This is a genomic window from Halocella sp. SP3-1 (assembly GCF_003953885.1).
GTDB classification, from domain to species: Bacteria; Bacillota; Halanaerobiia; order Halanaerobiales; family DTU029; genus Iocasia; species Iocasia fonsfrigidae.
In genome coordinates, this window is record NZ_CP032760.1 from 883836 (window position 1) to 897180 (window position 13345).

Genomic DNA, 13345 nt, shown 5'->3' on the forward strand with positions numbered 1-13345 from the left:
GAGGAGATAATACTATGTCTGGTTTTACCAGTATAATAATTTTAACATATAATCAATTACATTTAACTAGAGTGTGTCTGGGGAGTATAAATACCTATACCAAAAAACCCTTTGAATTAATCTTTGTTGATAATGGTTCAACAGATGGAACAGTTGACTATTTGCAAAGAATTAGAGAGGCTAAATTAATCTTAAATAAAGAAAACCTGGGTTTTAGTAAGGGAGTCAATCAGGGGCTTGAACTAGCCCGGGGAGAGGAAATTCTCCTGTTAAATAATGATACAATTCCATCACATAATTGGCTTAGTAACCTACAAAAGTGTCTTTATAGTAGGCCTGAGATTGGAATAGTTGGTCCCAGGAGTAATTATGCTGGTGGAAGGCAGGGGGGAATAGCGGGAGATTTCTCTACAATAAACCAGATACATAGTTTTAGTAAGGAATTTAACATACCTAATCCCTGTAAATGGCATGAGGTAGAACTTATTACAGGTTTTTGTATGTTAATAAAGAAGAGGCTTATAGACCAGCTCGGCTTATTTGATGAGAGATTTAAGTATGGTATGTTTGAGGATTGTGATTACTGTAAGCGTGCCCTTAATCATGGTTATAAATTATATTGTGCTGGAGATACTTTTATCTATCATGTAGGGAGCCGTTCTTTTCATCAGAACAATTTGAATATGGCAGAGATATTTTATCATAATAAAAGGTTGTTTGAAGAGAAGTGGTGTAATGGAAGTGTTGGTAAATGAGACTTTTATTTATCAATTCTGGATTAAAGGGTATACCAGAGGGTTACACCAGGTCTATTATGGATGTCTTAAATAACTGGCCTTCACTGGAGGTTATGGAGGTCTGGCCACAGGAATTAACTATTAATACAATAAAAAGTTATTACCCTGATTTAATAATGGTTTTTCATGGTAATCTTACACCACTTGATATTATTCAATATGCCCATACAAGGGGTATATTGACCTTTATCTGGATTGTAGAAGACCCTTATGAATTAGATGTTCATACCAGTGAATGGCTCCATAGCTATGACTATGTTTTTACTACTGAGATAGAGGCCTTAGCTTACTATAACAGTCATAATGTCTTTTATTTACCCTGGGGGACCAATACTGAGATTTATCACCCCTGTTCAGTCCCACTTAAATATAGGAGCGACCTCTGTTTTGTGGGTATGGGATTTAAAAACAGGGCAGAAATCCTGAATGCAATAGCTGAAGAGATAAAGGGTCTGGATGTAAAATTGATCGGCAACTGGGAGAAATGGGGAGCAGAGTTAAAACCCTGTCTACAGGATTATGTTCTGCCTGTTCACAGCCGGGCTGAAGAGGTAGCCCGGTTTTATGCAGGGGCCAGGATAAATCTTAATATCCATCGGGACCCTGTTGATGATATAAATGTAAATACACCTGGAATTGGGGCTGAAAGCCTTAATAATAGGACTTTTGATATTGCTGCTGCTGGAGGTTTTCAAATTGTAGATGATAAAAGGAAAGAGTTGAATAAATTTTACTGCCCTGGTAAAGAGATAGTAGTTTTTAGGGATCCACATGACCTAGCTAATAAAATTAAGTATTACCTTAGAGATAATACGATAAGAAAAGAAATAACAGCGAATGCCTTTTTCAAGACAGTGAATTACCATACATTTAAAAATAGAATAACCCGAATGTTCAATATAATAAAAAGGGGATATGATTTATGATATCTATAATAATGTTGTCCTACGGGAGTAATATTTTGACCAGACAGTCTATTGACAGCATTCTGGAGCATACCAGTACTGACTATGAACTTATTGTTGTTGATAATAATAGCGGTCTCTTACTTAGAGATAAAAAATACAAGGGGATTAGATTAATTAAAAACAGGGGTAACCCTGGTTATGCCAGGGGCTGTAATCAAGGGGCAGATCAGGCCAAAGGCAGATACCTACTTTTTCTCAACAATGATACAATTGTAACCCCTGGCTGGCTTTTAGCTATGTATCAGGTTATGCTTAAAAATAAAGACGTAGGGATTGTTGGTAGTAAATTACTTTTCCCAGATACAGGGAGGATACAGCATGCCGGAGTAATTTTTATCGATAGATTACCTGGGCATATCTATTATAATGAAAGTCCCTTTGAAGTACCTATAGAAGAAGAAAAGGAGTACCCAGCTGTGACAGGGGCCTGTTTACTTATTAGAAAAAGTCTCTTTGAGAGGGTAGGTGGTTTTGATCATTTGTTTATTAATAGCTATGAGGATATTGATCTCTGTTTAAAAATCAGAGGGCTGGGCTATCGAATTATTTATACACCTGATAGTCTGGTCTATCACTATAGCTCAAAATCACCTGGCAGGCATAGATATGATAAGAGAAACCTGGCTTTATTACTTAAAAAATGGCAGGGCAGCAGTTTGTTGAGTTAGTAGTAGGCTTTATCATTAGGAGGGTTTATGGTTTCTATAATAGTGGTTAGTTATAATTCCCTTGATTATCTGGTAATGACCCTTAATTCGCTTATTGAAAAGACTAATTATCCCTGTGAACTTATTGTAATCGATAATAGCTCTGATAATCAAACCCGGGACTATTTAAAGAAAAAAACGGAAGATTATAAAAGTAGGATAGACTTTAAGTTGATGCTAAATAAAGAAAATAAAGGGTATAGTCAGGCCTGTAATCAGGGTATTAAAATGGCTGATGGCAAATATATATGTTTGATGAATAATGACTTAATCTTAAGTAAAAACTGGCTTGAGAGATTACTGGTACATCTGAAAAATAATCCCTCTGCTGGTATGGTTGGTCCATTGGGAAAAGGAATTGGTGGTGAACAAAACTATGTAGGTATTTACCGGCAGCTAGCTTATAGGTATCCTGAAAAGGGCGAACTGGATAAATTCTCTGATTATTTATATAAGAACTTTAAAGGTGATTATACAGAAACAAAGTTTTTGATCGGCTGTTGCCTCCTACTTAAAAGGGAAGTCATAGAAAAGGTTGGGCTTCTAGATGAAGGGTTTTTTATGTCTGCTGATGATTTTGATTATTCCCTTCGCACCAGGATAGCTGGTTTTTCCTTATATGTAGCAGAAGATGTTATTGTGCACCACTACTGCCATCAATCATTTGCTTCCCTTATGCCGCCACAAGAAGAGGAGATGTTCAGGCAGGCCTGGTCCTATTTTAATAATAAGTGGCAGGGGTTATTGAAGTTTTACAGTATGGATGACCTTTTTTATAATAAAAGAAAGGTATTTTATAGAGGATTAATTAAGGGACACCGTTTAAAAATAGCAGGATATTAATATTTAGTATTGAATTATTATAATAAGGAAAATAATTATTATCCTTAATAATTGGTATAATTAATATAAGAGAGGGTGTATTTAATTGAAGATTGAAGCGGATTTACACACACATACTATTGCCAGTGGTCATGCCTATAGTACAGTAAGAGAGATGGCCCAGGCTGCTGCAGGTCGGGGCCTAAAATTGATAGCTATTACTGACCACGGTCCGCTGCTGCCAGGGGGACCTCATGAGTATTATTTTGGTAATATTAAAGTTTTACCAGATTATATTGCTGGTGTGAGGGTTTTAAAGGGAGTTGAGGCAAATATTATGAGTGACGGCAGCCTTGATCTCTCCACAGACTATCTGGACAAGCTGGAATTTATTGCGGCGGGAATACATGAAGATGCAGGTTATTATAATCAAAACAGGACAGCCCATACCGAGGCTACTATCAGGGCAATTATGAATCCCAGGGTAAAGATGATTACCCATCCAGCTAATCTCTATTATCCCATTGAGATAGAGGCTGTTGTCCGGGCTGCCCGTGAACATGATGTTATTCTGGAAGTAAATGCTAGTTCATTTGACAGCTATCGGGTTAATAAAAGGGGTAGTAAAGAGCTGACCTTAAAGATGTGTAAACTGGCCAGGAAATATGGTGTTCCCGTCAGTCTAAATAGTGATGCCCATTATTATGAAGATGTTGGTAATATAAAGGCTATCCTCCCAATTGTAGAAGAGGCTGGTCTTAAAGAAAGTGATATTATTAATACTTCCCTGGAGTTATTAAATAAAGTTATAGATTTTTAGGTCAGGAAGGGTTCCAATTTTAATAAGGGAATCTCTCTTAATGGCGGGGGTCTTTAGCAACAGCCTTGATGGCCTTTGTAATTATTGATATAACATCAACCTGGATTTGATTTTCAAATTCTGTTATCCGGGTCTGGAGTTCCCCTTCCCGACAGGAGAAATACTTGGCGGGCAGTCTATTTAGGGCATAGCTTGCCATGTCCAGCAGGCACTGTTCACAGGTACAGATACCCTTAAATTCAGAAGTCTGCAGTAACTCTTCCATTTTGCTTAAAACAAGTATTTCGGTATGATTACAAAGTCTATCCTGTATCTTATTAAAGTCTATTTCCATCTCCTCCTTATTAAATATAAATATCTTACTAATTTATAGTATTCTGTAGAGGGAAGGGAATACCTTTTTATTAATTGCATTTTTGTGATAAAATTGTATCGCTAGATAAGAAGTCTTGATTTTGAATGGAGAGGGGTTTTTTTATGGATGAACTTGATTTGAAATTATTAGAAGACCTATCCCAGGACAGCCGGGCAACATATGCAGAATTGGGTAGAAAATATAAGCTCAGCAGGGTCTGTATTAGGGAAAGAATAAATAATTTGGTTGACCAAGGGGTTATTGAGAAATTTACTATAGCTATAGATGCCCAAAAGCTGGGGTTAAAACTTTCAGTATTCTTTGATTTAGAAGTAAAACCGGAATCCCTCTATAAAGTAGCTGAAGAACTGGCCGAGGATGAGGCTGTTACTAATATCTTTTTGATGACTGGCTCACCAACATTATTTGTCAATGCCTTATTACGAGACCATAATGAACTTGAGAATTTTATGAGGGAAAAGTTCTATTTCCGTGATGAAATACTCAGAGTTCATAGTAATATCATGTTAAAGAATTTTAAAAGTAAAAGAGGTGGTCTATGTCCTTGAATCTTAACAATGATTTATTCCCGGTTAATTTGTGAGCAGTAAATTATAGTAGTTAATACTTTATCAAAAAAGTAATATATTATAAGATAACACTGAATAAAGAGTAGTAAAACCCATTGACAAAGTGGCTTTCTTATTATAAGATTAAAATAGGTATAAATGTCGTTTTCTGCCTCTTGATACATAACTTTGTATATTATTATATTAATATTTAGTATAGATAAATATAAATTTTATACTTTCCAGAAATATTATTAGGGAAATTACATAAGTTCATTAAAATAAAAAAAAGAGGTGTTTTTATGTTTAAAAGTATTAAAATAAGGATGATTGCAATTATCAGTCTGGTAATTCTAATTTTGGTAGCAGGTAGTTCTTTTTTTGCTTATAACAGTTCGCGCAACATTCTGGAAGATACATTAGATAAAACGGCCCGTGATGCTGCGAATAAAAATGCAATTATTTTTAAAGAAAAATTATTTGATAGTATTAATACAATCAGCAATTTAGATATTACATATATAAGGGATCGAGAGGACCTGATGGAGAGTCTTGATGGGGAAACACTTAGAAGCCTATACTGGATGCAGGTAAGTGATGGTTTTAAGGAACTTGCAGAAGGAAAAAACTCTTTAGAAACTATCTTTGTAGTTGACACAGGTGGTAATTATGTAGATACATTAGGTGAAAGTGGTAATGTACTTGAAGAAGAATATTACGATCAAGCTATAAATAGTCAAGAAATTGTCATCTCTACCCCAATAAAACAGGGTGGTAAAGACCTGATTGCTATCTTACGTCCAATTATAGTTAGAGATAAGATAAGATTACTATTAGGGGGAACAGTTAGTCTTGATTATTTAAACCAGATAGCCAGTACAATGAATATCAATGGTTATGGATATGCCTGGGTAATTGATGAAGAGATGAATACTATCGTCCATGCTAATAAAGGTTACTGGGCTAATCAGTCAATTTTTAAAAATGAACAGCAGCTTAAGGATATAGCAGAAGAAATGGTAGCAGGTAAAACAGGTGAAGAGATCTATACTGTAAATGGGCAGGAGCAGAAGCTCACCTTTGCCCCAGTTGTAGAAACTGGCTGGTCACTGGCTCTAACTGCCAGTAACAGTGAATTATTGTCACCACTAGCAGTAGTCAAAAAAGGTAGTATTACTGCTAGCTTAATTGCTATAATATTAGGGATAATCATTTCATATCTTGTTTCGGCCAGGATTGCCAGTCCCTTAATTAAATTAACTGAGGTCACAGAAAAAGTAGCTGCTGGAGACTTAACCCAGAAAATAAATAATGTCGACACTAGTAGGGATGATGAAATAGGTAGACTGGCTGGGTCAGTGAGGAATATGATCGGAAACCTAAGGATCATGATTGGTAAGGTTGCTGAGATATCGGAAGGAGTAGCCACTTCCAGTGAAAAACTAACAGCAGCTGGTGATCAGGTAGGTGAGAGTGCTGAACAGGTTGGGGTTTCAATCCAGAATGTAGCTGCTGGTGCTGAAGAACAGGCAGCCCAGATTGAGAGGACAGCCAATAATACTAACAACCTGATAAATAAGATAGATGACATAAATCAGGGGTCAAATACAATGAATGAGGCTGCCGGTCATGTGATGAATGATATTAAAAAAGGTAATGAGTCGGTTAATTATTCTATCAAAAATATAAATAATGTCAAAACCTCTACAGGTGAAGTTGCTGAAATTATTAATACGCTGGGAGAAACATCTGCAGAGATAGATAATATTGTTGGCTTAATAAATGGCATTGCTGCCCAGACCAATCTCCTGGCCCTAAATGCTGCTATAGAAGCTGCCCGTGCTGGTAATGCCGGTAAAGGCTTTAGTGTGGTTGCCGAAGAGATCAGGCAGTTAGCAGAGGAATCTTCAGGTGCAACAGAACAAATTGCTGTTTTAATTTCTAAGATTCAAAAAGGTGTAAATAATGCTATAGCTGAGATGGATAATAATATAGAGGCTGTAGATAATAGTGTTAAAGCCATAGATGATACAGGGGATGTCTTTAATGAAATTGAACGAGAAGCATTGAACCTCAAAGAGCTAATTAATGAAATAGTTCAGAACAGCCAGGCAATGGCAGAGGATAGTAAGCAGGTGGAAGAAGCTATTAATGATATTACTGAACTGAGTGAACAATTTGCTAGCAACTCTGAAGAGGTAGCAGCCTCCAGTGAAGAACAGATAGCAGCTACTGAAGAGATAGTAGATGGAGCTAAAGACCTGAATGACATGTCAGAGGAATTAACCCGCTCTATCGACCAGTTCAAATTAAAATAATATAATATAGTAATTGTATGACATGGGGACGGTTTGTTTGACATATTATTATGTCAAACGAACCGTTCTTTTTTTGTGTAAATAACTTTAGAGGCCGACCAATATATTTACTTACCTTGTCGTATACTACGGCGTCCATGCCTCCAGACAATTTCTAGAGTCGTCCAGTAAATATATTGGTCTGATTTATGATAAATAGTTAACTTTGTGTAAAAAGTGGTTCTAAGAAAACACTAATGATTGTTGATTAAGTCTGGATGGCGAAGTTACTTTTTTCTGGCAGCAAATAGTGTAATTTAGTCAGGGTCAATGGCCTGAATGATTTTGATTATCTGTTGAATAGATTTAGGTGAGAGGTCTTTGGTTTTTTCAAAAAGGAGCTGGAGGTCTTTTCGTTCAGAGACTTTAGTAAGGCAGTTAGCAAGTTCCGGATTTATCTGGTAGGTATTGCGCTCTGTGGTTTCTTCTAATAGGTAACTGATAGAAACTTCAAATATTTTAGCTAGTTTTTGGATTGTTTTTATGTCTGGTGTATTAATATTGTTTTCATATTGTGAGATTGTTGATTTGGCTACATTTATTTTTTGACCCAGTTCAGTCTGGGTCATATTTTTTTCTTTTCTTAGTTTGCGGATCATATTTCCTAGTGACATATTGTTTCTCTCCTTTAAATGTTCATAATCTGTGAACTGCTTTTATTATAACATAGATAGGTTTAGAGAATAATATTATGAGTTAAAAGTTCATAAAAAAAATACAAAACCATGGAAATACTTGACAAAAATACAAAAAATAAATATAATATAGTAAAAATGTTCATATAAGGTGAACAAGGAGCTGGTCCCCATTAATTTAGCAAAACTTAAAAAGCTAAGGGTAGAAAAGGGTTTTACTCAACAGGAGATGGCTGAAAAGTTAGGCTATAAAGGGAAGAGTGGTTACTGTCAGTTAGAAAATGGCACTGTTAAAATGACCCTGGAGCAGGCCAAAAAAATAGCTGAGATATTGGGAGATGATATTGAAAAAATATTTTTTTAACTAAATATCTAAGATGTTTGTAAGGGATATATTTAAAGTAGAAAGGGGTAAAAAAAATGGGATTTATCGGAGAATTAGTAAAGGAAGAAATAGATAAGACACCTGGCATGGATGAGGATAAACTTAGTAATCTCCTGGGTCTTGAGCACCTGGAGTTTTTAGAATATATTAATGGGGATAGAATACTGCCTGATGAGTTGCTAATTGAAATAGCGGTGATATTAGACAGCAGTTTATTACAGTGTTTTGTTGCAGGAGCTATTGCTGGGTTTATGTCTTTTAATCAAGATAAGGCTGATTTTTATATAACAGCTAAAAACTCTATAAATTATCTTGAAAAAACTATGGGGCTTACTAAAAGGGTTTTGCGTTTTATCCATAATAAAAATTCTATAGCTGACCTTAGTAGAGAGGAAGTAATGCTTTATAGGCAGATGATTAATATGCTCAGAGATACGGGGCATTTCTGTAAAATGTTACAGCTTGCAGTAGAGAAGATGGATAAAAATTTCAGTAATGAAACAGGAAATAAAAGCAGTAATATAGATTATATTTCAAATAAGTTTAAAAACTATAAGGCGGCAGCCGGGATATTATGTGCGGTAGATAAGAAATAATATTTAATCTAGTATGATTTTTAGAGCTGGCTATTTAATTGAAAGAGGATCTATTATATTATATAAAGAAAGAGGAAAAACAATAAGTATAAGACACAGGGGGATAATAGTAAAATGAAAAATCCTAGAATAAATATAAATCTAACACAGATAAGAGAAAATGCAGAGAGGGTATTTGAAAATTGTAGGAATAATAATATATCACTTACCGGGGTTGTCAAAGTAGGGGCTGGGGATATTAAACTTGCTCAGTCTTTTATTAATGGAGGTATTAAGAGTCTGGGAGATTCCCGATTGGATAATATTCGCAATCTGCGCAGGAGTGGTTATCAGGAGGAAACAGTACTTTTGAGACTTCCTCAACTGGCAGAGGTGACTGAGGTAATTAATTATGCTGACCTTAGTCTAGTAAGTGAGGTAGTAACAGTAAAGGCCCTATCAGAGGCTGCTGTTAAGGTGTGTAAGCGACATGGTATTATAGTAATGATAGATGTTGGCGACCTGCGTGAGGGTATTTTGCCTGATCAAATAAAGGATTTTTTCAGAGAAATAGTTAATTTACCGATGTTAGATATCAGGGGAATCGGAACAAATGTAGGCTGTTATGCTGGTGTATTACCTACTATCAGTAACACAGAGATACTTATTGAACTGGCTGAAGAATTAAGGGATTATTACAGCCTTGAACTGCCGCTTATTTCAGGGGGGAATACGGCTACTACCAGGCTCCTTAGTGATAATACCCTACCTGAAGGGATAAATCACCTGAGAATAGGTGAAGCAATCTTACAGGGTACAGATATTACCAACCAGCGAATTATTAAAGACTTACAGCAGAATAATTTTACCATGACAGCCTCAATTATTGAACTCAAAGATAAACCCTCTGCACCTACGGGAGAGGTGGGCTATGATGCCTTTGGAAACATACCTGTTTATGAAGATAGGGGAGTAAGAAAAAGGGCTATTCTGGCAGTAGGCAGACAGGATGTTAAGTTAGATGGTCTTATCCCTGTTGATGAAGGAATAAAAGTATTGGGGGCCAGTAGTGATCATTTACTGGTAGATGTGACAGATAAAAAAGGTTGTTTATCTACTGGTGATGAGTTGGAATTTTATTTAGATTATGGTGCTATACTAAGATTGATGACTTCACCATATGTCTATAAGAATTATATTATGTCTTAGCTTTATAAACAGCTTTACCACCTACATAAGTACCCAGGACTGTTATATCCTTTATTTTTTCCCTGTCAAGATGAAAAATATCTTCTGAGAGGACAGTAAAATCTGCCAGTTTGCCTATTTCAAGGGTTCCTTTAATACCTTCTTCAAAGGACTGATAGGCAGGGTTAACTGTAAAGATTTTAACAGCATCATAGACTGATAGTTGTTCTGCTGGGTGCCAGCCGCCCTGGGGGTTACCTGCTAAATCTTGACGGGTTACGGCAGCATAGATGCCATAAAGAGGGTTAAAGGGTTCGATAGGGGCGTCAGAACTACCACATATTTTAATTCCACTCTGTTGCATTGACTGCCAGGCATAGCTGTGGAAAGACCTATCAGTTCCAACTCTGTCCTCAATGATTGGCCAGTCTGTTGCCAGGAAAATAGGTTGTACAGCAGCAATCACTTTATTTCGGGCCATCTTTTGGTATATTGAGGGACTGCCTAGCTGGGCATGAACGATAATGGGTCTGGGGTTATTAATGGTTTTTATCCGGCTAAAGGAATTGGCAGCCATTTCAACTGCAGCATCTCCAATGGCATGAACTGCAACCTGACAGTCTTCTTTATAGGCAGTAGATACCAGTCTATTTAGATCAGTCTGACTTAATAAAAGGTCTCCTTTAGTACTTTTGTTAAAATAAGGTTGGCGTAGGGCGGCGGTACAGGCCCCCAGTGAGCCGTCAGCTATTATTTTAATAGGCCCGTATTTAAAGAAAATGTTTCCTCTACCTGTTTTAATACCCTGTCTACTGAATTTAATTATCTCTTCTGCCTGGTTAACTCTTAATTGAAGGTTGATTCTGAGAGGTAGTTTGTTTTCTTCAGCAAGTTCCTGGTAGGCTTGTAAGATTATTGAGGGGTCTTTTATATTAAGGAAATCATCAGTCTGGAGGGAGCTAAGTCCTGTTCTGGCAGCTGCTTCAAAACCTTGTTGTAGTAATATTTTGGTCTGTTTAATATTTTTTTGTGGTAGTTTATTTTCTACCAGGCTAATGGCATCATCATACAAAACACCTGTAGGACTGCCCTGGTTGTCACGTTCTATTTTGCCTCCGGCTGGATCCGGTGTCTTTTTATCAACCTGGCAGATTTCCAGGGCTCTGGTGTTTACCAGTGCTACATGATAACAGGCCCTTTTCAGTATTAACGGGTTTTCAGGGGCTATTAGATCAAGTTCTTCTTTTTCTGGTAAGCCTGGTGTAGTAAAGTCTTTATCATTCCAGCCACTTCCCTCAATCCACTTGCCTGGTACTATATTTCTATCCTTAATATAATTTTTTATTTTCCTGGAGATATCTTCTATTCCAGTGACAGCATTTAGTCTTATCTTACTATTTGATAAGGCATATTGATAAATATGGAGATGGGCATCATTAAAACCAGGAATCACTGTCTTTTCTCTTAGGTCAACAACCCTACATTTATTATTTAGATATTTTCCCATTATGTATTGCTCAGTTCCCAGGTCAAGAATATAGTCATCTTTAACTACCATTGCCTGCAGGGGATTATTTACAGTTTCCTGGTTTTTCATAGTATAGATTTTGCCGTTTCTAAAGATCGTTTTCATAATTAAGCCCATCCTCTCATTGCAAATATTATTTGCAAAGCCTTTTTAGTATGTAGCTATATTATATTATAAAAGCATTTTCCTGACAAATAGTTAATAATTAATCTTAGCTTATTTAAAGGTGCATAATTAACAGCTGAAATGATTAAAATAAAAGTGGAGGTGGTGCCCTGGAGTGGCACGAATAATGTCAGATAGAACCAAATATGAATTGGCTGAAGAGCTTGGATTTGGGCACAAGGTCAAAGATGGTGACTGGGGCAATATAACCACCCGTGAAGCCGGGCTGCTTGTCAAGGCTGCTGTAGCTAAAGCAGAGGAGATGATGGCCCACAGTAACAGGCAGTAGGTTTTTTTTCCTACTGCCTGTTACTCTTATAGATCTAGATAATGTTGCCAAGTTTTGAAATTGGCAAATGTATTTACTTAACTTAGGAATTGCCTTTTAGCCAGTCTTTTTCCCGCTTCGCTTAAGTAAAGTTTATCTATTACCCGGATAATTTCCTCTTTATTTTTGGCTGATAGGTCATATTCATCTGGTAAATTAACCAGCCAGTCAGCATCACACAATATCTTAAAATTATTGCTATTAAACTTCCCGGGGGAATGATGGTTCCCAATGATTTCACAGACTTCCTTGATGATTAATTCTTCAATTGGAAAACGGTTTAAGATATCTCTGGCGACAGGAGGCCCTTCAATTTCCTGGTATTTAGGAGCCGAACTGTTGTATTTCTTTTCTGCATTTTTAATCCCTATATCATGCAGAATAGCCGAATAGATAATAACTTCTTGATTTATATCTTTTTCCTGGTGTAGGGAGATTAATTTCTCTGCATAACTGGTTACTTCCAGGGCATGCTGAATTCTTTTCTGATCATCACCAAAGTAGTTCTTCATTTTATTGATAATTTCTTTTTTATACATTTTTTCACCTCTCCTTTAGGTCATAAAATAATCTATAGAGAAATTATATCAATTACAGTAAAAAAAATAAAGAAAATTTTGCCCTAGGACAGATGGATTTTCTGGACGGTGATTACAGTAGATTGTATGGTTTATTAAACTGGTTCAGTTAATAGCTGCCCTGGTTGTAGTCTCAATTCCAGTTATTATAGTATATCTAATTTCCCCTAAACAGGTAGTACAGGGGATGACAGCAGGGGCTGTCAAAGGATAAATTGAAAGCAATTTAGACATATGGATTTTCTGAACCTTCACTTACCCTGATAAAGTCAATAATCAGTGCAATCTGAATGGCCAGTAGTAATTGGTCAAGTATGGTTCCCAGGAAGGCGGTACGGCAGACAGATGCATCAATTATACACTCACCTACAGATGGTGTTCTGGTTAATTCCTCTGTTGCCCCTACCAGGAGGCGGTAAGAGTCGGTTAATAAAGTGAATTTCTCTATTAATGAATCTATATCACCCAGTATAATGTCATCAAAACCAAAACCATTAGGCATATTGAGCCCTCCTTAAGACAGTTTATATAGTATATTCACAAAGCTTTCTTTTTGATAGTAATTTTA

The 13345-nt window shown here is 36.4% G+C and carries 17 protein-coding genes; 11 read left to right on the forward strand and 6 right to left on the reverse strand.

Going from position 1 to position 13345, the window contains the following annotated elements; translation table 11 throughout:
* Positions 1-14: 14 nt before the first annotated feature.
* The 5 genes from D7D81_RS04145 (at position 15) to D7D81_RS04165 (ending at position 4114) form a co-directional block, all read left to right on the forward strand.
* On the forward strand, positions 15-755 hold the full coding sequence (locus tag D7D81_RS04145) for a glycosyltransferase family 2 protein (protein ID WP_125987576.1): 741 nt from the start codon (positions 15-17) through the stop codon (positions 753-755).
* A complete protein-coding gene (locus tag D7D81_RS04150; protein ID WP_125987578.1) occupies positions 752-1723 on the forward strand; it encodes a CgeB family protein in 972 nt (323 codons plus the stop codon). Before D7D81_RS04145 ends, D7D81_RS04150 begins: the two co-directional genes overlap by 4 nt.
* Complete coding sequence (locus D7D81_RS04155; RefSeq protein ID WP_125987580.1) at positions 1720-2433, forward strand: glycosyltransferase family 2 protein; 714 nt, start codon at positions 1720-1722, stop codon at positions 2431-2433. The genes D7D81_RS04150 and D7D81_RS04155 overlap by 4 nt, the downstream gene beginning before the upstream one ends.
* A 27-nt stretch (positions 2434-2460) precedes the next feature.
* Positions 2461-3315: a glycosyltransferase family 2 protein gene (locus tag D7D81_RS04160; protein ID WP_125987582.1), complete on the forward strand. Its 855-nt coding sequence runs from the start codon at positions 2461-2463 to the stop codon at positions 3313-3315.
* A gap of 85 nt (positions 3316-3400) precedes the next feature.
* Positions 3401-4114, forward strand: a complete 714-nt coding sequence (locus D7D81_RS04165; RefSeq protein ID WP_125987584.1) for a phosphatase — start codon at positions 3401-3403, stop codon at positions 4112-4114.
* A 37-nt stretch (positions 4115-4151) separates the two neighbouring features.
* Here D7D81_RS04165 and D7D81_RS04170 read toward each other — a convergent pair whose 3' ends face one another.
* Positions 4152-4448, reverse strand: a complete 297-nt coding sequence (locus D7D81_RS04170) for a late competence development ComFB family protein (RefSeq protein WP_125987587.1) — start codon at positions 4446-4448, stop codon at positions 4152-4154.
* Positions 4449-4591: 143 nt separating this feature from the next.
* Here D7D81_RS04170 and D7D81_RS04175 point away from each other — a divergent pair, with 143 nt between their 5' ends.
* Together D7D81_RS04175 and D7D81_RS04180 are read left to right on the forward strand one after the other, a co-directional pair.
* Positions 4592-5038, forward strand: coding sequence for an Lrp/AsnC family transcriptional regulator (locus tag D7D81_RS04175; protein WP_125987589.1), 447 nt, complete (start codon positions 4592-4594; stop codon positions 5036-5038).
* A 302-nt stretch (positions 5039-5340) separates the two neighbouring features.
* Positions 5341-7356, forward strand: a complete 2016-nt coding sequence (locus D7D81_RS04180) for a methyl-accepting chemotaxis protein (RefSeq protein ID WP_125987591.1) — start codon at positions 5341-5343, stop codon at positions 7354-7356.
* Between the two features lie 296 nt (positions 7357-7652).
* On the opposite strand, the gene D7D81_RS04185 is transcribed toward D7D81_RS04180, so the two are convergent.
* A complete protein-coding gene (locus D7D81_RS04185; protein ID WP_125987593.1) occupies positions 7653-8009 on the reverse strand; it encodes a helix-turn-helix domain-containing protein in 357 nt (118 codons plus the stop codon).
* 172 nt (positions 8010-8181) lie between these two features.
* On the opposite strand from D7D81_RS04185, the gene D7D81_RS04190 reads away from it, so the two are divergent.
* The 3 genes from D7D81_RS04190 (at position 8182) to D7D81_RS04200 (ending at position 10199) form a co-directional block, all read left to right on the forward strand.
* A complete protein-coding gene (locus D7D81_RS04190) occupies positions 8182-8394 on the forward strand; it encodes a helix-turn-helix transcriptional regulator (RefSeq protein WP_205739333.1) in 213 nt (70 codons plus the stop codon).
* Between the two features lie 56 nt (positions 8395-8450).
* Positions 8451-9011 carry a hypothetical protein gene (locus tag D7D81_RS04195; RefSeq protein ID WP_125987595.1) on the forward strand — a complete coding sequence of 187 codons (561 nt, stop codon included), beginning with the start codon at positions 8451-8453 and terminating at the stop codon, positions 9009-9011.
* Positions 9012-9125: 114 nt separating this feature from the next.
* Positions 9126-10199, forward strand: coding sequence for an alanine/ornithine racemase family PLP-dependent enzyme (locus D7D81_RS04200; protein WP_125987597.1), 1074 nt, complete (start codon positions 9126-9128; stop codon positions 10197-10199).
* Here D7D81_RS04200 and D7D81_RS04205 read toward each other — a convergent pair.
* Positions 10189-11811 (reverse strand): amidohydrolase, encoded by a 1623-nt coding sequence (locus D7D81_RS04205; protein WP_164522104.1) that lies wholly within the window; start codon positions 11809-11811, stop codon positions 10189-10191. The genes D7D81_RS04200 and D7D81_RS04205 overlap by 11 nt on opposite strands.
* A gap of 187 nt (positions 11812-11998) precedes the next feature.
* Between D7D81_RS04205 and D7D81_RS04210 the strand changes: the two genes are divergently transcribed.
* Entirely contained in the window at positions 11999-12160 is a 162-nt protein-coding gene (locus tag D7D81_RS04210) for a small, acid-soluble spore protein, alpha/beta type (RefSeq protein ID WP_286170195.1), read from the forward strand.
* Positions 12161-12237: 77 nt separating this feature from the next.
* Here the strand turns inward: D7D81_RS04210 and D7D81_RS04215 are convergent, their stop codons facing one another.
* The 3 genes from D7D81_RS04215 to D7D81_RS04225 all read right to left on the reverse strand — a co-directional run bounded on the left by D7D81_RS04215 (position 12238) and on the right by D7D81_RS04225 (position 13279).
* The gene (locus D7D81_RS04215; protein ID WP_125987603.1) at positions 12238-12738 is read right to left on the reverse strand and encodes an HD domain-containing protein; all 501 of its coding nucleotides are present in this window, start codon (positions 12736-12738) and stop codon (positions 12238-12240) included.
* Between the two features lie 144 nt (positions 12739-12882).
* Positions 12883-13011 carry a hypothetical protein gene (locus D7D81_RS20030; protein WP_286170197.1) on the reverse strand — a complete coding sequence of 43 codons (129 nt, stop codon included), beginning with the start codon at positions 13009-13011 and terminating at the stop codon, positions 12883-12885.
* A complete protein-coding gene (locus tag D7D81_RS04225) occupies positions 13004-13279 on the reverse strand; it encodes a hypothetical protein (RefSeq protein WP_125987605.1) in 276 nt (91 codons plus the stop codon). The genes D7D81_RS20030 and D7D81_RS04225 overlap by 8 nt, the downstream gene beginning before the upstream one ends.
* Positions 13280-13345: the final 66 nt, after the last annotated feature.